This is a genomic window from Ornithinimicrobium murale, assembly GCF_003352835.1.
Classification (GTDB): Bacteria; Actinomycetota; Actinomycetes; order Actinomycetales; family Dermatophilaceae; genus Ornithinicoccus; species Ornithinicoccus muralis.
Window position 1 is genome coordinate 1 of record NZ_QLVD01000003.1, and the last position, 19,455, is coordinate 19,455.

At 71.4% G+C, this 19,455-nt stretch carries 16 protein-coding genes; 8 read left to right on the forward strand and 8 right to left on the reverse strand.

Going from position 1 to position 19,455, the window contains the following annotated elements:
- The first annotated feature begins 295 nt into the window (after positions 1-295).
- Together DPQ65_RS01280 and DPQ65_RS01285 are read left to right on the forward strand one after the other, a co-directional pair.
- Positions 296-727 (forward strand): YciI family protein, encoded by a 432-nt coding sequence (locus DPQ65_RS01280; RefSeq protein ID WP_114905587.1) that lies wholly within the window; start codon positions 296-298, stop codon positions 725-727.
- A gap of 37 nt (positions 728-764) precedes the next feature.
- Positions 765-1,991: an RNA polymerase sigma factor gene (locus tag DPQ65_RS01285; RefSeq protein ID WP_114905588.1), complete on the forward strand. Its 1,227-nt coding sequence runs from the start codon at positions 765-767 to the stop codon at positions 1,989-1,991.
- Between the two features lie 92 nt (positions 1,992-2,083).
- On the opposite strand, the gene DPQ65_RS01290 is transcribed toward DPQ65_RS01285, so the two are convergent.
- Entirely contained in the window at positions 2,084-3,286 is a 1,203-nt protein-coding gene (locus DPQ65_RS01290; protein WP_162801951.1) for an MFS transporter, read from the reverse strand.
- A 118-nt stretch (positions 3,287-3,404) separates the two neighbouring features.
- On the opposite strand from DPQ65_RS01290, the gene DPQ65_RS01295 reads away from it, so the two are divergent.
- The 3 genes from DPQ65_RS01295 (at position 3,405) to DPQ65_RS01305 (ending at position 8,887) form a co-directional block, all read left to right on the forward strand.
- A complete protein-coding gene (locus tag DPQ65_RS01295) occupies positions 3,405-4,805 on the forward strand; it encodes a GNAT family N-acetyltransferase (RefSeq protein ID WP_162801952.1) in 1,401 nt (466 codons plus the stop codon).
- Between the two features lie 101 nt (positions 4,806-4,906).
- Positions 4,907-6,379 (forward strand): DUF5129 domain-containing protein, encoded by a 1,473-nt coding sequence (locus DPQ65_RS01300; protein WP_114905591.1) that lies wholly within the window; start codon positions 4,907-4,909, stop codon positions 6,377-6,379.
- A gap of 276 nt (positions 6,380-6,655) precedes the next feature.
- A complete protein-coding gene (locus DPQ65_RS01305; protein WP_114905592.1) occupies positions 6,656-8,887 on the forward strand; it encodes a helicase-associated domain-containing protein in 2,232 nt (743 codons plus the stop codon).
- Positions 8,888-8,942: 55 nt separating this feature from the next.
- Here DPQ65_RS01305 and menD read toward each other — a convergent pair whose 3' ends face one another.
- Positions 8,943-10,730, reverse strand: a complete 1,788-nt coding sequence (menD, locus tag DPQ65_RS01310; protein WP_114905593.1) for a 2-succinyl-5-enolpyruvyl-6-hydroxy-3-cyclohexene-1-carboxylic-acid synthase — start codon at positions 10,728-10,730, stop codon at positions 8,943-8,945.
- Between the two features lie 37 nt (positions 10,731-10,767).
- The gene (locus tag DPQ65_RS01315; RefSeq protein ID WP_114905594.1) at positions 10,768-12,744 is read right to left on the reverse strand and encodes a M13 family metallopeptidase; all 1,977 of its coding nucleotides are present in this window, start codon (positions 12,742-12,744) and stop codon (positions 10,768-10,770) included.
- Between the two features lie 135 nt (positions 12,745-12,879).
- Here DPQ65_RS01315 and DPQ65_RS01320 point away from each other — a divergent pair, with 135 nt between their 5' ends.
- Positions 12,880-13,506: a GNAT family N-acetyltransferase gene (locus tag DPQ65_RS01320; RefSeq protein ID WP_114905602.1), complete on the forward strand. Its 627-nt coding sequence runs from the start codon at positions 12,880-12,882 to the stop codon at positions 13,504-13,506.
- A 68-nt stretch (positions 13,507-13,574) separates the two neighbouring features.
- A complete protein-coding gene (locus DPQ65_RS01325; RefSeq protein ID WP_114905595.1) occupies positions 13,575-13,904 on the forward strand; it encodes a hypothetical protein in 330 nt (109 codons plus the stop codon).
- A gap of 6 nt (positions 13,905-13,910) precedes the next feature.
- Here DPQ65_RS01325 and DPQ65_RS01330 read toward each other — a convergent pair whose 3' ends face one another.
- From DPQ65_RS01330 to DPQ65_RS01345, 4 genes are read right to left on the reverse strand one after another with little or no spacing between them, the layout of a single operon-like run.
- Complete coding sequence (locus DPQ65_RS01330; RefSeq protein WP_114905596.1) at positions 13,911-14,852, reverse strand: hydroxymethylglutaryl-CoA lyase; 942 nt, start codon at positions 14,850-14,852, stop codon at positions 13,911-13,913.
- 12 nt (positions 14,853-14,864) lie between these two features.
- Entirely contained in the window at positions 14,865-15,452 is a 588-nt protein-coding gene (locus tag DPQ65_RS01335) for a hypothetical protein (protein WP_238146607.1), read from the reverse strand.
- A 5-nt stretch (positions 15,453-15,457) separates the two neighbouring features.
- Positions 15,458-16,051 carry a hypothetical protein gene (locus tag DPQ65_RS01340; protein WP_114905598.1) on the reverse strand — a complete coding sequence of 198 codons (594 nt, stop codon included), beginning with the start codon at positions 16,049-16,051 and terminating at the stop codon, positions 15,458-15,460.
- The gene (locus DPQ65_RS01345) at positions 16,051-17,253 is read right to left on the reverse strand and encodes a hypothetical protein (RefSeq protein WP_114905599.1); all 1,203 of its coding nucleotides are present in this window, start codon (positions 17,251-17,253) and stop codon (positions 16,051-16,053) included. Before DPQ65_RS01345 ends, DPQ65_RS01340 begins: the two co-directional genes overlap by 1 nt.
- A gap of 40 nt (positions 17,254-17,293) precedes the next feature.
- On the opposite strand from DPQ65_RS01345, the gene DPQ65_RS01350 reads away from it, so the two are divergent.
- A complete protein-coding gene (locus DPQ65_RS01350) occupies positions 17,294-18,952 on the forward strand; it encodes a DNA repair helicase XPB (RefSeq protein ID WP_114905603.1) in 1,659 nt (552 codons plus the stop codon).
- Here the strand turns inward: DPQ65_RS01350 and DPQ65_RS01355 are convergent.
- Positions 18,904-19,236 carry a phosphatase PAP2 family protein gene (locus tag DPQ65_RS01355; protein ID WP_114905600.1) on the reverse strand — a complete coding sequence of 111 codons (333 nt, stop codon included), beginning with the start codon at positions 19,234-19,236 and terminating at the stop codon, positions 18,904-18,906. The genes DPQ65_RS01350 and DPQ65_RS01355 overlap by 49 nt on opposite strands.
- Positions 19,237-19,455: the final 219 nt, after the last annotated feature.

Consider the following 19,455-nt stretch of genomic DNA (forward strand, 5'->3'; position numbering starts at 1 on the left):
AGGCAAGACATCGCGCGAGATCAAACGCTGCCTGAAACGCTACGTCGCCCGAGACCTCTACCGACTCCTCGAGCACAGGCCGGCCCAGCCAACCGCTTGACAGACCATAGGAGCGTCCGGAGGGCACCACCCAGAGCTGCACCGGCGGAGTCCCGACCGACTAGCCCTGCTCCCGCCCCGGTGGACAGCGCCGGCAGAAAAAACTTTGATGGACGTGTCGATCCAGCATTGCGCCGTTCGACGGGTAGGCAGAGGGACGCACACCGCGGCCCCCGCAACCACAAGGAGCAGGACGATGAAGTACATGCTGATCATGCGGTCCACCCAGGAGGCTGTCGAGGCGTCCAAGGAGATGGACTTCGAGGAGATCCTCAACGCCATGGGTGCCTACAACGAGTCCCTGATGAACGCCGGCGTCCTGCTGGCGGGGGAGGGGCTGACCGACGCGGAGGAGGGCTTCGTCGTCGACTTCGACGCCGAGACCCCGATCGTGACCGACGGACCCTATGGCGAGACACACGAGCTGTTCAACGGGTTCTGGATCCTGGAGGTCGCCAGCAAGGACGAGGCGGCCCAGTGGGCCAGCCGCTGCCCGCTCGGACCCGGCAGCAAGCTGGAGGTGCGTCGGGTGCACGACGACAGCGACTTCGACGAGTTCGCCGACAACGAGTACGTGCAGAAGGAGAAGGGCTGGCGCCAGGAGCTCGAGGCACGCGCCGCGGAGTGAACCGGACCTCCCGAGCCAGCGCACGGCATACCGGCTGATGACTGACATCCAGGGGACCGTCGAGGCGGTCTGGCGCATCGAGGGAGCCCAGGTCGTGGCCACCCTCGCCAGGGTGACCGGTGACCTCGGGCTCGCCGAGGACCTGGCCCAGGAGGCGGTCGCCGACGCGCTGACCCAGTGGCCCGAGTCGGGCGTCCCGCGCAACGCGGGCGCCTGGCTCACGGCGGTGGCCAAGCGCCGGGCGATCGACACCTGGCGGCGCCAGGACCGTCTCCGGGAGCGCTATCGCACGATGGCCCACGAGCTGTCCGAGACGACCGAGGACGAGTGGCAGCCCATCGAGGACGATGTCCTGCGGCTGGTCTTCACCGCCTGCCACCCGGTCCTGTCGCGGGAGGCGCAGGTCTGCCTCACACTGCGGGTGGTCAGCGGCCTGACCACCGAGGAGATCGCCCGGATCATGCTGGTCCCGGTGCCGACCGTGCAGGCGCGGATCACGCGGGCCAAGAAGACCCTGGCCGCCTCCCGCGTGCCCTTCCAGGCCCCGGAACCCGCCGAGTGGAGCGCTCGGTTGAGTGGGGTGCTGGGCGTGGTCTATGCCGTCTTCACCGAGGGGTATGCCGCCACGTCCGGGGAACGCTGGATCCGGCCGGACCTGGCGCTCGAGGCGCTGCGGCTCGGCCGGGTGCTGGCGAGGTTGCTGCCCCGCGAGCCCGAGGTGCACGGGCTGGTGGCGCTGATGGAGTTCCAGGCGTCCCGGTTCGGTGCCCGGACCGCTGGCGACGGCAGCCCGGTGCTGCTGGCCGACCAGGACCGCTCCCGCTGGGACCGCGCGCAGATCCGACGTGGTCAGGCAGCACTGGCGCTGGCCGACGAGGTCGGCCGCGGCCGGGCGAGCTATGCCCTGCAGGCCGCGATCGCCGAGTGCCACGCCGTCGCTCGCAGTGTGGAGGAGACCGACTGGGACCGCATCGTGCTGCTCTATGAGGCGCTGGGTCGGGTCGCGCCCAGCCCCGTGGTGGAGCTCAACCGGGCCGTCGCGGTGTCCATGGCCACCGGCCCGGCGTCGGCGCTGCGGATCGTTGACCGGCTCTCCTGCGCCGGACAGCTGCGCGGCTCCCACCTGCTGCCGAGCGTCCGCGGCGAGCTGCTGGCCCAGCTCGGCCGCACCGAGGAGGCCCGCTCCGAGCTGGTGACGGCCGCGGGTCTGGCCCGCAACGAGCGCGAGGCGGAGGTGCTGCGGGCCAAGGCCGCCCGGCTCTGAACGCTCGTCGGCCCCACGCGAAAGATCCGGCCGTTTCTTCTGACGATGCCCTCGTGCACCTGGACTATGAGGACAGGACTACGCGGACACGACTACGTGGACACGCGGCTCCGCAGGTTGCCGGCCAGCACGACCAGCAGCACCAGGAAGCCGACCACGAGCCAGAGCGCTCGGTCCAGGCCGAACACCTCGGCCAGCAGACCGATGGTGGGTGCTCCGAACAGGAACGCGCCGTACGCGATGGTGCTGACCACACCGATCGCCTTGTTGCCACGCCCCGGGATCTCCCCCGCCGCCGAGATGGCGGCCGGGAAGACGGTCGAGATGCCCAGGCCCCACATGAGGGCGGCGATCAGCGCGACCTCCAGGGAGGGCACCAGGGTGATCAGCAGGATGCCGGTCCCCGCAAGGACCCCGCCGACGCGGGCGAGGTGTGCCCGGCCCCAGCGCGTGGTTGCCGGGCCGCCGAGCAGCCGGCCGATCAGCATGGTGACGTTGAACGCGGTGAACGCCAGGGCACCGAAACCCGGTGGGGCCTGGTGCACGTCCACCAGCAGCAGGGCGAGCCAGTCGTTGGCCGCTCCCTCAGCGAGCGCCGCGGCCAGGCACACCAGGCCGATGAGCAGCTCGGCACCCGTGATGTCTCGGACTCCACGGCGTGGTTGAGCACCCGGCTGCCGCTGGTCATCTCGCTGCTGGAGGTCGTCGTCGGGCGGGTCGGCCGGGATGAAGTGCCGCACCGCGGCCAGTCCCACCAGCAGCCCGAGGACCCCGCCGAGGGGCACCTGCATCAGGCCGACGCCCTGCCAGGCTGCGAGCGCCCCCAGGCTGGCTCCCAGCACGGCACCCGCCGAGAAGGCGGCGTGCAGATAGGGCATCAGGGTCCGCGAGCGCTGTTGCTCGACACGGGTGCCCTGGATGTTCATCGAGACGTCCCAGACGCCGACCGGAGCTCCGGCCAGGATGAGGAGGCCGGCGAGGACCCAGACATTCGGGGCGAACCCCACGCTGCCCCAGCCCAGGCTGCCGAGCACCAGGGCTACTGCGGTGACGCGCCGGTTGCCGAAGCGGTCGATCAACCGGGCCGTATGCGGCATGGCCAGCAGCGAGCCGATCCCGCCCCCGACGAGGGCCAGACCGAGCTCAGCCTCGGACGCACCGACATGGTCCCGCAGGGCGGGGACCCGCGCCAGGGTCTGTGCCATGACGAAGCCGGACGCCGCAAAGACCAGGGCAACGGCCCCCGGGGAGCCACCGCGCACTGCCGTGCGCACGCCCGCGGTGGTGTCCTGCATCGCGTCCTCCTTCGTGCGACCTGCGTGCTCGTGGGGTCCGTGCTCCACCGGTGGCGCAGCATCGACTCGTCTCGACAAACCATTGGCTCGCGCGCGCCCCGGACGGGAGACTGGCTGAGTGAATCACGAGAACTCTGAGATGCCCGCACCGGTTGCCGGCGAACGCTCCACCCCGGTTGCCGACGACCGCTCCACGCCGGTTGCCGACGACCGCTCCACACCGACGACGCGACTGATCGGACTCGGCCCCGGCGATGCCGAGCGCATCATGACCCTGGAGCACCTGGTCTGGTTCGAGATCGCGCAGGGCGTGAGCACCGAGGACAACCTGGCCGAGCTCGACTTCGAGCGCACCCGAGGTGCCGAGCTCCTCGCCTCCGAGGCCAGGCCCGGTGCCGCTGCAGCCGCGGCGAGACCCCTGGCCGGTATGTACGCCTCGTGGGCGATGGCGGTGACCGCCCCTGGCCCTCTGGGGACCCTGACGCGGCTGCCGATGAACGGGCTGACGTGGGTCGGGGTGCACCCCGACATGCGACGTCGCGGCATCCTGCGTCAGATGATGACCGAGCACCTGCACACCGCACACGACAACGGTGAGGCGGTCGCCGGGCTGCAGGCGGCGGAGCCGGGGATCTATGGGCGTTTCGGCTACGGCACGGCCTCCCTCGATGTCACGCTCACCGTCGGTCGCGGGACCGAGTTCGAGGCTGGCGAGGAGCTCGATCAGGCTGCGCAGCAGGTCAGCACACACATCGTCCCCGCTGGCACCCCCGAGGCGATGGAGGTCATCCAGCAGGCACACCTGGCCTCCGCCGAACACACCCTCGGGGCCGTCACGCGCACCGCGTCGATGGCCCAGGTCTGGTTCCGCGACCACCCCACCGCCCGAGGCAGCAAGGAGCCACTGCAGGCGATGTTTGCCACGCGTGAGGATGGGGTCACCGGGTATGCCCTGTTCCGACGGGAGTCCCACTGGGGCGAGGACAACCTGCCCAGCGGCAAGGTGCGGGTGCGCGAGATCGGGGCCGTCGACGCCGCTTCCCTCCTGGCCCTCGCACGACGCCTGGTCGACTTCGACCTGACCTCCACCGTCAGCTTCTCCGGTCGGGGCACCGACGACCCGCTGCACTGGTGGGCCGGAGGACCCCGCCAGGTCGGGCTGCGGGCCAGTGACTCGTTGTGGGTCCGTCTGGTGGACGTGGACAAGGCCCTCACCGCCCGCGGCTATGCAGGTCCCGTGGATGTAGTGCTGGATGTCGTGGACCCGGTCTGCCCGTGGAATGAACGGCGTTGGCGGCTCACCGCGGGAGAGGACGGGGTGGGCCGCTGTCTGCCAACCGACGACGAGCCCGACCTCCGCCTTCCGGTGGCTGCCCTGGGGGCGGCCTACCTCGGGTCCCGGCCCATCGCCGCCCAGGCGGCGGCAGGCGTGGTGACCGAGCTGCATACGGGAGCCGTTGCAGAGCTGTCCCGCGCGATGCGCGGGGATATCGAGCCCATCGCGGCCATCGGTTTCTGAGGCGACCGACTGCGCCGGCGGGCGGGCGCTAGCGTGGAACCATCCCGACCAGGTGGCCGTCTGACAGGCGCCCGGGATTCGGGCAAGGGAGGAGATCTGTCATGTCGGTTCGTCAACGTGCCCTCATCGGGGGCCTGGCCAGTCTCGGCGTCGTCGGGGCAAGCGTAGGCCTGTTCGTCAGTCAGGCTCCTGATCACCCGGGGGCCGAGCTGCAGGTCGAGGACACCGCCGCGATCCTCTATGCCCCCGAGGTGGAGTCTGCGGTCGCTGAGATGAGCTTCCACGAGCCCACCACCGTGGCGGTCTTCACCCACCGCGGCGGGTCCGAGGCCCTCACGGACGACTACGCCCTCAACAACGCGACGCTGGAGTTTGCGCGGACCATGCGCACCGACTGGCTCAGCGACAACGAGCAACAGTGGGCCGACGACCTGTTCATCCTGGGCGTGGACCCCGAGGGACGGTTGGTCGGCACCTATTTCGGCGAGAACCGCGCCGTCAACGAGGACACCCAGGCCGACATCCAGGAGGCCACCAAGGACGACTTCCGTCGCGGGCGGTGGACCGAGGGCTCGATCGCCGGGATCGAGGCCGCGGCGGAGAGGATGAACCAACCCGTCGCGCGCTCCGGTGGGGGCATCGCCGCCGGCACCGGTCTCTCGGTAGCGACCCTGGCGGGATCGGGCGCCTACCTCTTTGTCGGGACCCGGCGCCGGAACAAGAGCCGGGCTGCCCGCGCCGCGGGCGACGAGGCGATGGCCAATGTCGTGCGGGACTACGAGGACACTCAGGTGCACGCCAACCTGATTCCCGAGCAGTCCCGCTACGGCGGCGCGATGCTGGGCCGCTACGAGGAGTACACGCAGTCGTTCCGTGAGCTGACCGAGCTGGGCAACCAGGCGCGCGGCATCCCCGAGAGCCGGTATGACAGCACAGAGGCCCTGAAGACACTCACCACCTACCAGGAGGCGGGTGAGGAGTTGGATCAGCTCGACGACGTCATCGCCGACAGCGCCGCCCTGCTCAACCTGGACCGCGCCTGGCCGCAGGCCTGGGAGCGTCAGGTCTCCTCGCTGCGTGATGACCTGGAGGGCGTCGACAGCCTGCTGGCCTCCACGCTGGACGAGGAGGTGCGCGGGCTGGACGAGGCCCAGCCGCTGCGGGAGTTCGCCTCGCAGGCCCTCGCCGACCTCGACCAGTTGCGCGGCGGGCTGGAGAGCGGGTCGACCCACCCCGATGACGCGCTGGACGCCCTGCGCACGATGCGGGACGACCTGAGCGGCCACCTGGACACCCTGGCGGGCGCGGTGGCCCGGGCCTACGGCGAGGACGAGAGCGAGCGGGAGACGATGCGGGACGCGATGCGCGACGGGCGGGTCCGCTCCGAGCCGACGATCCTCAGCACGACCGACCACGCCTGGACCTGGATCACGATCAACTCGTTCAACACGGGCTATCACAGCGGCACCGAGCAGGTGCAGAGCGCACGGTCCTCAGCCTCCTCGGGCGGGTCCACCTCCGGCTACAGCAGCGGCGGGAGCTTCAGCGGCGCGGGCAGCTCCTCCCGCTTCTGAGCTCGAGGCCGGCGAGAGAGCGGGCTGGGCCGGGCCTGGCTGCGCCGAGCTGTTTCTGCAGCGCCGAGCGTCGGCCCGGCTACGTGTCTGCCCGACGTCGCACCGAGCTGGTGCCGATCACGTGCTGCCGACCTGGCGTCCTGACCCAGGACACGCCGCAACGATGCCCGCACCGTGCACGACACGCCGGAGGCGTCGTGCGGAACCGGCTGCGCGACGCCCCCTGGCACGACCGCTGATGGGGAGTGGCCCTCATCGCGCGGTTACCGTAGTCGGGTGCCCATCCGTGCCCGGAGCCTCGCCGACGACCTGCGCGAGCGCTCCTCCGAGGAGCTCGTCGCGCTGCTGGTCGAGCGTCCCGACCTGGCCCGTCCGACCCCGGCAGACCTGACCACCCTGGCTGCGCGGGCGACGACCCGGGCGAGCGTGCAGCGTGCGCTGGACGGGCTCGACCTGGCTCACCTGCAGACGCTGGAGGTGGTCTGCGTCCTGGGTGCCGCACAGGTCGGTGCCATTGCAGCGGCGTTGGGAGAGCCCAGGCGATCGCCCCGCGTGGCCGAGGTGGTGGACCGGCTCTGTGACCTGGCCCTGTGCTGGCGCAGCCCGGAGGGCTACCGCGCCGCCCGGACCGTGCAGGAGGTGATCGGTGCGCCGGCAGGACTGGGTCCGGAGACCGAGGACGCTCCGACCGGGCAGGAACTGAGCACCGCACTGGCGGCCCTGGACCGCCGGGAGCGCGCCATCGTGGATGCACTCACCTGGGGCCCCCCGGTCGGGGTGCTCCCCGCCGGAGGCAGCGGAGACCGGGCGATGCACGAGGCCGGTGAGCACCTGATCGCCCGGCGGTTGCTGCGCCGCACCGACGAGAGCCATGTGCTGCTCCCCCGCCAGGTCGCCCTGCAGCTGCGGGAGGGGCGCGTGCACCGGGACCCGGCGCTCACTCCGCCGGACTCGGACGACCCCCTGCTCGACCCGGACCTGGTCGACGCAACGGCGGGTGGCCGCGCGGCACAGGTGCTCGAGCAGGTGGCTGAACTGCTGGATGAGTGGGGCACACGACCACCCCGGGTGCTGCGCACAGGGGGGCTCGCCGTGCGCGACCTGTCGCGGACGGCCACCCTGCTGGAAGCGACCACCCTCGAGGCCGCCTGGCTCGTGGAGGTGCTGCACGCTGCTGGCTTGGTCGCCTCGGACGAGTCTGCCGACCCGTCCTGGATGCCGACCGGCGAGTCCGACGACTGGGCCGAGCTACCGGCCGGCGAGCGGTGGGCGGTGCTGGCCTCCGCCTGGCATGCCATGGCCGCTGCGCCCTCGCTCGTCGGGTCACCCGACGGCAGGGGGAACACCGGCAAGGTGAACGCACTCAGCACCCAGACGTCCTGGCCCTTCGGCCGCCAGCGTCGGCACGACGTGCTGGCAGCACTCGCCGCGCTGCCACCGGGCACCACCCCGTCGACCACCTCGCTCCTGGAGCTGCTCCGCTGGCGCCATCCCATCCGGTTGAGCCGTTCGAGCGACCCCGGGATCGACACCGTGGTGCGGGAGGCCGAGTGGGCCGGCCTGACCGGGCGGGGAGCGTTGGCGACCTCGGCGCGCAGCCTCCTCGCCGGCGACACGGCTACCGCGGGTCAGCTGATGGACGCCCACGTCCCGGAGGCGGTCGAGCACGTCCTCGTCCAGGCGGATCTGACCGCCGTCGCCCCCGGGCGACTGGACGGTCCCGCGCGGTCGGTGATGCGTCTGCTGGGTGAGGTCGAGTCCCGCGGAGGCGCCACGGTGCACCGGATCACCGAGGCGGGCATCCGGCGCGCGCTCGATCTGGGCTGGTCGGCGGACCGGGTGCTCAGTGAGGTCTCGGCCGTGAGTCGGACCGGTGTGCCCCAACCGTTGGAGTACCTCGTGCGGGACGTCGCCCGGCGCCACGGGGTAGCCCGGGTCGGATCGGTCGGCTCCTATGTGCGCTCCGATGACGCCGCCCTTCTGGATCGGGTGCTGGCCGACCGCTCGCTCGGCCTGTTGCAACTGCGACGGATCGCCCCCACGGTGCTCGTCAGCCCGGTCCCCGCCACCACCGTGCTCGATGTGCTGCGCGAGGGTCAGTACGGCCCGGTTCCCGAGGGTGAGGACGGCGGATTGACGCTGGTGTCGCTGCAGGACCACCGGGCGGCCCGTCGCCCAGTGGCTCCACCGCGGGTGAGCACAGTCGACGCCGAGACCGCAGCGCGCATCGTGGACACCATGATCAGCGGGGAGTCCAACCGTCCGGTCGACGGCCAGGGCCTCCCGGCACCGACCGACCCCGTGGTGACCTCCTCACTGCTGCGCGAGGCGGCAGCGGAGCGACTGCCCGTGTGGATCGGCTACGCCGACGAGGTCGGAGGGATCCAGCGGCTGCTGCTGCGGCCCACCGCCGTCGAGCAGGGGCGGGTGCGCGGGACGGTGGCCGACCAGGACGCGCCGCGGACCTTCCTGCTGCACCGGATCTCCGGCGTCGCCGCGGCCACCTGAGCCCGGGACCAACCTGAGGTGAGCCCACTGGTGTCGCCTGGTGAGACCACCAGGTTCAGGTGGTGAGCGCGGTCGCCGCGGCCTGGGTGAGCGCCGCCCGCAGGTCGCGGTGACCGTCACGGGGCACCGGCACCTCCAGCACGCGGACACCGGGGGGTCGGGCGGCGAGTGCCGCGGTGAGGGCGCCGGGGGTGGTGACTCGCTCCCACCCCGCCCCGTATGCCGAGGCGAGCGCCTGTAGGTCGGCTCCCGTTGGCGTTCCGAAGACCCGCTCGAAGTCACCGGCCCGGTCAGGGTCGCCGTACTCGAGGGTGTTGAAGATGCCGCCGCCGTCGTCGTTGACCACCACGATGGTCAGGTCGGGGCGCGGCTCGCCGGGGCCGATGAGCAGGCCGTTGATGTCGTGCAGGAAGGTCAGGTCCCCCAGCAGGGCCGTGACACGGCGCTCCGGCGCGGCCAAGGCGATCCCCACCGCCGTGGCGTTGGTGCCGTCGATGCCGGCCAGGCCACGGTTACCGGTGACCAGCAGGGAGCGTCCGGTGAGACCCGCCCGGTCGACGTCCCGGGCAGTGTTGGAGGACCCCAGCACGAGCAGGTCGTCATCGGCCTGCGCCTCGAGCACCGCCCGCGCGACCGCCGGACCGGAGGGCCACGAGGCGTCCAGCACTGGCCGGACGGTCATCGCGAGCGCGGTTCCGGCCCCTGTCCACTCCTGAGCCCACTGCCTGTCCTGCCCCGCGAGCGTCCCGTCGGCGAGGGCACTCCACGAGTGCACCTGGGCCACCACGTGTGACGGGTCGGGCCAGGTGCCGGAGGGCGTGACCGCCTCGACCCGGACGCCGTTGCGGCGCAACAGGGCACCGGTCTCCCGGTTGAGGGTGCACCGCCCCACGACGAGTACCCGCTCGGGGGCGTGCGTGTCGAGCCAGTCGGTCGCGGTGAGCAGCAGCGACCCGTGCGGCAGCACCGTGCTGCGGTCGCCGGCGCCGAACGGCTCGGCGATCACCGGCCAGCCCTGTGTCGCGGCGACGGCGAGCGACTCCTGCGCCAGGTGCGGCGTGGGCAGGTCTCCGAGCACCATGAGCGTGGCGCGGCCAGCGCTCTCGGGCACGCTCACCGGCCTGTCGTGCAGGACCGGGCACGGGCTGCTGCTGCACGACGGGCTCCCGGGAACACCGGTCCACGGGGCACCGCCGGGCCGGCCCGCCACGTGCTCGGGCAGGGCAGCCGACACCGCGAGGTCATCCGACGACGACAGGTCCGGCGCGAGGGGGTCGCGGAAGGCGACATTGAGATGGACCGGTCCCGGCCGCGCGTTGAGGGCTCCGAGGGTGGCCGCCCAGGCACGGTCTGCGGTCGTGCGCCACGCTGAGAGAGCGGTCCGATCCTCCCCAAAAATGCGCGCGGAGCGGTCCGATCCTCCCCAAAAATGGGTGAGGTCGTGCTGCCAGCGGACCGAGCCGCCGAAGATCCCCGGCTGCACCGTCGTCTGGTTGGCCCCGGTGCCGCGCAGCTCGTCCGGGCGGTCCGCGCTGAGAACGATGAGCGGCACGTCCGCGTGGTGTGCCTCGAGCACGGCGGGATGCAGGTTGGCCACGGCTGTCCCGGAGGTGGTGATCACCACGGCCGGGCGGCGGCTGATCTTGGCCAGGCCGAGCGCCAGGAACCCGGCCGACCGCTCATCGACGCGGACGTGGAGCCGGAGGCGTCCGGCCCGCTCGGCCGCCTGCACGGCATAGGCCAGCGGGGCAGAGCGGGAGCCGGGGGCGAGCACGACCTCGCGCACGCCGCACCGGACCAGCTCATCGACCAGGACGGTGGCCAGCGCAGTGGAGGGGTTCATCGCCGGCGCCCACCACACGAGTCGCGGACCATCACGCTCAGAAGATCCGGACGCGGTCCTGCGGCGCCAGCCACATGCCGTCGCCCTCGCTCACCCCGAAGGCCTCGTGGAAGCCGTCGGCGTTGCGCACCAGGTTGGCTCGCAGGTCGGACGGGGCGTGCGGGTCGATGGCCAGCAGCCGCTTGGCCTCCTCCTCCCGGGCTTTGCCCTGCCAGACCTGGGCGTATCCGATGTAGAAGCGCTGGTCACCGGTCCACCCGTCGACCTCCGGGGCCTGCCCATCGGTGGCGAGACGGTAGGCGTGCTGAGAAACCGCCAGGCCGCACAGGTCCCCGATGTTCTCACCGACGGTGAGGCCACCGTTGACCTTGACGCCCGGCGCGTTCCGGGACTCCAGGTCGTCGAACTGGACGATCAGCTGCTGGGCGCGCTCGTCGAACGCGGCCCGGTCGGTCTCGGACCACCAGTCGGTCAGCGAGCCGTCACCGGCGTAGCGCGACCCCTGGTCATCGAAGCCGTGTCCGACCTCGTGGGCGATGACCGCGCCGATCCCGCCGTAGTTGACTGCGTCGTCAGCCTCCACGTCAAAGAAGGGCGGCTGCAGGATCGCGGCCGGGAAGACGATCTCGTTGAGCATCGGGTGGTAGTAGGCGTTGACGGTCTGGGGCGTCATCATCCACTCCTCGCGGTCGATCGGCCCCCCGATCCGGGCCACCTGGTGGTCGACCTCGGCCGCGCTGCCGCGCCGGACATTGCCCAGCAGGTCGTCGGAGGCCACGGTGTACGCGGAGTAGTCCCGCCACCGCGACGGGTGACCGATCTTGGGTCGGAAGGCGGCCAGTTTCTCCAGCGCCCTGGCGCGGGTCTGCTCCCCCATCCACTCCAGCTCGCCGATGCGGACCCGGAACGCGGCCAGGAGGTTCTCGATCAGACCGGCCATCCGCTGCCCGGCCTCCGGCGGGTAGTGCCGCTCCACATAGAGCTTGCCGACCTCCTCGCCGATCAGCTCCTCGACCAGGGCGACCCCACGGCGCCAGCGCTCCTTGTTCTCCGGCGTGCCGGTCAGCGTGCGCCCGTGGAAGTCGAAGGACGCCTCGACGAAGTCGTCTGTGAGATAGCTCGCGCTGCTGTCCAGCAGGCGCACCGTCAGCCAGGCCCGCCAGTCCGCGATCGACACCTCCCGCAGTGCCTCCGAGATGGCCGTGAGGAAGTCCGGCTGCCGCGCGACCACGTGGTCCAGGGCCCCGGCGGGCAGGCCCAGCCCCTCCGCATACGCCGGCCAGTCCCACCCGGGTGTGGCCTCGGTGAGCTCCGCCTGCGACCACCGCGTGTAGGACTTCACGGCATCACGCGCCGTGACCCGGTCCCAGTGACCCGCGGCGATCCGGGTCTCCAGGTCGAAGACCCGCTGGGCGGCGTCGGGCCCCAGCTCGAGGCCGGCCTCTGCCAGTGCCGGGGAGCCAAGGTCCAGGAGAGTGGCGAGGTAGGCGACGTAGGCCTCGCGGGCGTCGGCGTGCTCCTCGTCGGTGTAGTAGGCCTCGTCAGGCAGCCCGATGCCGCCCTGCTGCAGGTAGCCGACGTACTCATCGGGGTTACCGGCATCGGCGGTCACGAACAGATAGACCAGAGCCTCGACCCCGCCGCGCTGCAGCCGCGCGGACTCGCGGACCACCGCGGACGGGTCAGTCACCGCAGCGATGGCCCGCAGGTCCGCCACCAGCGGGGCGGTGCCCAGCTCGGCGATGCGCTCGGTGTCCATGAAGGAGGCGTAGAGGTCACCGACCTTGCGCTCGGCACTGCCCGGCTCCGCGTCGGCGGCAGCCGCAGCGCTCTCCTCGATCAGGGTCCGGACGTCGGCCTCGGCGTTCTCTCGCAGCACGTCGAAGGCACCGTAGCGACCCTTGTCCGCCGGGATCTGCGTGCTGGCGAGCCACCCCCCGTTGACGTGCTCGAACAGGTCGTCCTGCGGGCGGACCTCCGGGTTCATGAACTCGCGGCGGACTCCAGACTTCATCGCACAATGCTCCTTCGGATCGGTGACTGCCCTCACCGTATGCGGTTCGTGCTCGACAACCACCACCGCCAGCCACCCGCTGCCCGGCGGTGGCGCGGTCGGCGACCGGGCAGCGCCATCCCTACGCTGTCCCACATGACCTGCATCCCGCCCACCGGCGACCCGTTGATCGGGCGAACTCTCCGCTGTGACCCGACGGTGGCGAGCGACGCCGAGGGGCTCCACGCCGTCTACGGCGACCACTCCGCCTACGAGCAGGGTTTTGCGATGGGCCGGCCCCACACCTGTCTGGAGGAGACCCGTCAGGTGGTGGGCGATGCCGTGGCGGCCCGGGCCGAGGACGGGACGGGGCGCACGGCCTACACGATCCGGCTCCTCGACGACGGCCCGCTCGGGGCGGCGGGCACCGTCGTGGGGACCAGCTCTCTGGGCGATGTCGACCTGCAGCGCGAGCACGTGCACCTGGGCTGGACGTTCTATGGCTCGCACTGGTGGGGCAGCACCGTCAACCCGGAGGCCAAGCTGCTGCTGCTCACGCACGCGTTCCAGACCTGCGGGTTCGGCCGGGTCAAGATCCAGACCGACGTGATCAACCAGCGGTCTCAGGCGGCGATCCGCAAGCTGGGAGCGAGCTTCGAGGGGATCACCCGGCGCGATGTGCAGCGTGCCGACGGCAGTTGGCGGGACTCAGCCGTCTACTCGATCCTGGTCGATGAGTGGCCTGGGGTCCGGGCGCAGCTGGAGGCACGACTGGCTCGCTGAGAGTGGTCCTGAGTCGGCGTGGCGGGTTACCGTCGAGGCACACCGACCCGACGACGAGACGAGACACCGTGAGCATCGCAGGCGGCCTGTTCAACTCCAACCACAAGAAGGACGAGATCGGCGACACCAAGTCGACCGCCGATGGCGAGGCGACTGCGGCCCAGGCGCCGGCCGTGGACCTGACCACCTCCATCCCGGGCTTCGACGACGACACCGACGAGGGACTGCTCGTCGAGACCGGCGGGGAGTTCGGCGACGTCGAGGGCGGCGATCTTGGGGCGAGCCCGGCTGGCAACGAGAGCGTCGAGGCCGTCGCCGGGTCGGCCGGAGACGACTTCGACTATGACCCGGACAGCGCGGACGGCTCAGACCAGGTGCGGCTCGACCCGGAGTCCTGAGGCGGCTCAGCTCCCGGCGAGCGCCTTGACCACCCGGGAGGGCGAGGGCCGACCAAGCTGCTCGGCCATCCACACACTGGTCTCGACGAGGGCGGTGAGGTCCGTGCCGTGCTCGATCCCCAGGCCCTCGAGGGTCCAGACCAGGTCCTCGGTGGCCAGATTGCCGGTGGCCGACTTGGCGTAGGGGCAGCCGCCCAGGCCGCCGGTGCTCGCGTCCACCACACGCACACCGTGCGACAGGGCAGTCACGGTGTTGGCCAGCGCCTGCCCGTAGGTGTCGTGGAAGTGCACCCCGATCTGGTCGACGCCGATGCCGGCATCATCCAGGGCATCGAGCAACCGGCTCACGTGGCCGGTGGTCCCGACCCCGATGGTGTCGCCGAGCGAAAGCTGGTCACAGCCCATGTCCATCAGGCGCGAGCAGACGTCCACGACCTGGGCGACCGGGACCGGCCCCTCCCACGGGTCGCCGAAGCACATCGAGACATAACCGCGCACCCAGGCGCCGGAGTCCAGCGCCCGGCGCACGACCGGCGCGAACATCTCGAGGGACTCCTCCACCGTCCGGTTCAGGTTCTTGCGGGCGAAGGTCTCGGTGGCACTGCCGAAGACCGCGACCGCCTTGACGCCTTTCTCCAGCGCACGGTTCATGCCCCGCTCGTTCGGCACCAGGACCGGCCGCTGCTGCCCGAGGGCGAGGGGGCCCAGCAGGTCCAGCAGCTCCTCGGCGTCCCCGAGCTGGGGCACCCACGTGGCAGGCACGAAGGAGGTGAGCTCCACGGTCTGCAGGCCAGCCGCGACCAGCCTCCGCACGAACTCGGCCTTGACCTCGACCGGCACCACGGACTTCTCGTTCTGCAACCCGTCGCGCGGCCCGACCTCATAGATCGTGACCTGCTCCGGGAACCCGGGGGCCGGCTCGATCATCGGCAACGTCCTGGTCGTCATGGCGACATCATCTCAGGCGTCCGCGTCCGCGACTGTCAGGCAGTCAACCAGTTGCTCGATCGGTGCGGGAGCCTCGCCGGGCGCCAGAGCCCCAGCCATGGCCCCGGCCAGCAGGACCTTGCGCCCCGAGGCGATCCCGCAGAACCGGTGGAGCCGGTCCAGCAGCGGACGTCCCTCCCAGGCCTGCTGGCGGCTGAAGGCCGCGAACCGACCGGCCAGCCCCTGCTCCGCCAGGACCTCGAGGCAACGGTCCGGCCCGAGGGCGCGGATCAACTCGTCCTCCAGGTCACGGTCGCACACGAAGAAGTGCTCGCCGGGGAGCTCCTGCGGCTGGGTGAGGGTGCGTCCGATCCGTTGCAGCGCCCGCAGCACCACTCGCGCCTCCCCCGCGTCGCAGAGCCCGACGACCCGGGGTGCCGGCCGCGCGTCGACGGCCCGGCGCAACTGGGCTCCGACATTGGTCACCCCGCCCAGGTCGACCAGCTCGTATGCGGAGTGCTCGCCTCTTCCGCCCCTCGCCGCCAGGACGGCGGACACCGCCGCGACGTCACTGGGCCCCTCGAGTAGCACGAGGGTGGCTGGGCTCGTTGCCGGTGCCATGTCCCTCATCGTGCCGCCTCCGAGTCCGCGTGAGCACAGGCGGCGCCTGCGTCGCTGGGCCGTGTCGTCCCGTCCCGACGCAGGACCAGATAGCCCGGCACCTCGGTCGGCGGGCCGTAGTCCCGGTCGAGTGCGGCAAGGATCGGGTCGCGGGAGACCACCTCGTCCCAGCCCCCAGCTGCTGCGAGAACACCGGCATGCACGAAGGCGACGTCGGGCCAGCGGTCGTGCCGGGTCATCCACTCCGCACCGACCCGGTTGGACTCCCCGAAGTCCGCGACCCAGAGCAGATGGGTGTCCATCCGTGCCTGCGAGTAGGCGTAGCCTGCCGACGCTCCCCAGAAGAAGACACTCTCGTCGGCACCCAACCAGCCCTCGACAGCGTCCCGCAGCTCACAGTCCTCCTGCGCGGTGGCTTCCTGGGTCAGCAGGCCGGCAAGCGGCCCGTCCGCCACGCGGGTCTCCAGACGCCAGGGTTGAACGTCCCCGAAGGTGCGCATGGTGTGGACCCCGAGCAGCGAGACCAGCACTGCTCCACCGGCGACGAGCGCCGCCACGCGGCCCCGCTGGCGGGCCAGCAGCACCAGGGCCGTCAGCACTACGACGCCGCAGAGCGGCTGGACTGGGCGGCCGCGACACCCCATTTGGCGCTGGCCGATGACACGATCGACAGGGACGTCACGCCCAGGGCTGCCGGTGGCAGGGTCAGCGCAAGCAGCCGCCGCAGGCGCAGGTCACCGGAGTCCCGGATCGCCAGCACCGTCGCCGGGGTGAGGAGCACCGCGACCAGGACGAGGTATGCCGAGGCGACCGGACCGAGCAACAGCTCACCGGTCTCCCGGTGGTTGGCCGCCGAGACCACGGCCACGGCGAGAGCTACCGGAGCGGCCACAGCAGCCGTGACTCGCCACCGCAGCGGAACCTTGGACGTTGTGGCAACCGCGGCAAGCAGCAGGGCCGGAACGTTGCGCCAGGCGAGCAGCCCCTCAGCGTGCATCCCGAAGGACCGCAAGAGCCGTTCCCACGGCGAGATGCGGTCAGCCTGGTAGTCAACCGTGTAGGTCACGGTCTCGGCGAGTGCGGCGAATCCCGGCCCGGTCAGGAAGAGGAGGGCGACCAGAAGCGAGGTGCCCAGGCCACCTGTGAGCAGTCCGCGCACCGGCTGCCCCCGATCCGCGAGCACCAGGGCGACGACGGCCAGCAGAGCCGCCGGGGGCAGGGTCGCGGGGTGGGACAGCACCGTGCAGGCCAGGGCCACTCCGGCGAGCGCGGCCCAGCGGCCGCTCCGCCGCTGGAGCGCCGCGAAAGCCGCGCAGGTGGCCAGCCCCAGGCCCAGCACGGGACCGGAGTTGTAGCTGGTCACGAGCAGGGAGTACGGCGTCGCCAGCAGCATGCACACGACGGCGACGAAGGCCAGGACGGGTGGAGCACCGGTGCGCAAGGCCCGGTAGGCGAGCCAGCCCACCCCACCGGCAAGCAAGAGGTAGAACAGCCGCGAGGCCAGCACGATGCCCTCCACGCCGACCGTGTGCAGCCACAGCCAGGTGAACGGAACCGCCGCCAAGGAACCCAGCGACTGCAGGTTCATCTCATCCGACAGTGGAGCCTCGCCCTGCGCCATCCGCATCGCGAGAGCCACCACGTGCGTGCCGTCGGCCAGGTCGGCGCCTGTTGTGGCCCGCCACACCGCAAACGTCCCGACCAGCACCGTGCCAAGTGTCACCAGGCGTCGTTCCTGGCGTTTCCGGGCTCCCTGCACCCAGGCATCGTTGCAGACCACGCCGCCCCGGTCAGGTGCCATGACGGGAATGCCGGCACCTCGGCATACCGTTGCCCTCACGATGAATGGCCCACTGATCGTCCAGTCCGACAAGACCCTGCTGCTCGAGGTCGACCACCCCGCCGCCGAGGAGGCGCGGCGCGCGGTCGCGCCCTTCGCCGAGCTCGAGCGCGCCCCCGAGCACGTGCACACCTACCGGATCACCCCACTGGGGCTGTGGAATGCCCGGGCCGCCGGGCACGACGCCGAGCAGGTGGTCGACGCCCTGATCTCGCACAGCCGCTACCCGGTGCCCAACGCGCTGCTGCTGGACATCGCCGAGACGATGGACCGCTACGGCCGCCTGACCCTGGAGAAGGACGACTCGACCGACCCCGGGCGGCTGCTGCTGCGCACCACGGACCGCGCGGTGCTCGAGGAGATCCTGCGACACAAGAAGATCAAGCCACTGACCGGGGACCGGCTCGACCCCGACACCGTCGTGGTGCACTCCTCGGAGCGGGGCCACCTCAAGCAGGAGCTGATCAAGGTCGGCTGGCCCGCGGAGGACCTGGCCGGCTACGTCGACGGTGAGAAGCACCCGATCGACCTGTTCCAGGAGGACTGGTCCCTGCGGCCCTACCAGCAGCAGGCCGTCGACGGGTTCTGGGCCGGCGGCTCCGGTGTCGTTGTGCTGCCCTGTGGCGCAGGCAAGACGCTGGTGGGCGCCGGCGCGATGGCCAGGTCCGGCACCACCACGCTGATCCTGGTCACCAACACGGTCTCGGCCCGGCAGTGGCGCGACGAGCTCCTCGCGCGGACATCCCTGACCGAGGACGAGATCGGTGAGTACAGCGGGTCCCGCAAGGAGATCCGCCCCGTCACTATCGCGACCTACCAGGTGCTGACGACCAAGCGGGGCGGGGTCTACAAGCACCTCGACCTGCTCGACGCCCGCGACTGGGGCCTGATCGTCTATGACGAGGTGCACCTGCTGCCGGCCCCGATCTTCCGGATGACCGCCGACCTGCAGGCCCGGCGCCGGCTCGGCCTGACCGCGACCCTGGTGCGCGAGGACGGCCGCGAGTCCGAGGTCTTCACGCTCATCGGACCCAAGCGCTACGACGCCCCGTGGAAGGACATCGAGTCCCAGGGCTACATCGCCCCCGCCGACTGTGTTGAGGTGCGGGTCACCCTGTCGGACTCGATGCGCATGGCGTATGCCGTGGCGGAGCCCGACGAGCGGTATCGGTTCGCCTCCTGCGCGCCGGCCAAGGACAAGGTCGTGGACGAGCTCGTCGAGCGGCACCGGGGTCAGCAGACCCTGGTCATCGGCCAGTACCTCGAGCAGCTGCACACCCTGTCCGAGCGGCTCGACGCGCCGCTGATCACCGGCGAGACGACCGTCGCCGAGCGGCAGAAGCTGTTCGCCGCGTTCCGGACCGGCGAGATCAACCTGCTCGTGGTCAGCAAGGTCGCGAACTTCTCGATCGACCTGCCCGAGGCCTCCGTCGCGATCCAGGTCTCCGGCACCTTCGGCTCCCGCCAGGAGGAGGCCCAGCGCCTCGGCCGGGTGCTGCGCCCCAAGGGTGACGGCCGCACCGCGCACTTCTACACCGTGGTGGCCCGGGACACCGTGGATGCCGAGTTCGCCGCGCACCGCCAGCGGTTCCTCGCCGAGCAGGGCTACGCCTACCGCATCGTCGACGCCGAGGACCTGGGGACCCTCGACCCGGTCTGAGTCGAGCGGCGGGCAAGAGCCCGGTCGGCCTCGACCAGCAGACGAAGGAACAGGCCCCCGGCCAGGAGCCCGCCGACCAGGTCGGTGGGCCAGTGGAACCCGAGGTAGAAGGAGACCGCGACAGCCCCGACGGCGATCAGCAGGACGAGCCAGAAGGTCCGGGTCCGGACCCGACTGTCCGGGTGGGCATAGGTGCGCACCAGGTAGGCCGCAGCACCGTAGATGAGCACGGCCTCAGCCGCGTGCCCCGAGGGGGGTAGGCCATGCCATACACCGTTGCCGATGAGTGAGCAGTAGTGCTCATCTCACCAGCACCCCGTCTCGGGGTTGTTCGGCCACCGTGCGGTGGCTTCCCTTTCGCGCTTCACGGCCACCTGCCGGGCGCGGCCCGGTCTTAGGGTCGGCTCCACGCTTGACGGCGGCCCTGACTGGGCCGACGGCGCTATCACCCGAAGGTGCCTCGTAGCGCGCGAGGTTGATGGCTGCGTTGTCGTCTCGCTGAT

Bases quoted from the DNA above. Each gene is read 5' to 3' on its own strand.
- DPQ65_RS01290 (WP_162801951.1), bottom strand. From the start codon at position 3,286: ATGCAGGACACCACCGCGGGCGTGCGCACGGCAGTGCGCGGTGGCTCC.
- DPQ65_RS01280 (WP_114905587.1), top strand. From the start codon at position 296: ATGAAGTACATGCTGATCATGCGGTCCACCCAGGAGGCTGTCGAGGCG.
- DPQ65_RS01300 (WP_114905591.1), top strand. From the start codon at position 4,907: ATGTCGGTTCGTCAACGTGCCCTCATCGGGGGCCTGGCCAGTCTCGGC.
- DPQ65_RS01330 (WP_114905596.1), bottom strand. From the start codon at position 14,852: ATGACGACCAGGACGTTGCCGATGATCGAGCCGGCCCCCGGGTTCCCG.
- menD (WP_114905593.1), bottom strand. From the start codon at position 10,730: ATGAACCCCTCCACTGCGCTGGCCACCGTCCTGGTCGATGAGCTGGTC.
- DPQ65_RS01285 (WP_114905588.1), top strand. From the start codon at position 765: ATGACTGACATCCAGGGGACCGTCGAGGCGGTCTGGCGCATCGAGGGA.
- DPQ65_RS01345 (WP_114905599.1), bottom strand. From the start codon at position 17,253: ATGGCACCTGACCGGGGCGGCGTGGTCTGCAACGATGCCTGGGTGCAG.
- DPQ65_RS01350 (WP_114905603.1), top strand. From the start codon at position 17,294: ATGAATGGCCCACTGATCGTCCAGTCCGACAAGACCCTGCTGCTCGAG.
- DPQ65_RS01335 (WP_238146607.1), bottom strand. From the start codon at position 15,452: ATGGCACCGGCAACGAGCCCAGCCACCCTCGTGCTACTCGAGGGGCCC.
- DPQ65_RS01315 (WP_114905594.1), bottom strand. From the start codon at position 12,744: ATGAAGTCTGGAGTCCGCCGCGAGTTCATGAACCCGGAGGTCCGCCCG.
- DPQ65_RS01320 (WP_114905602.1), top strand. From the start codon at position 12,880: ATGACCTGCATCCCGCCCACCGGCGACCCGTTGATCGGGCGAACTCTC.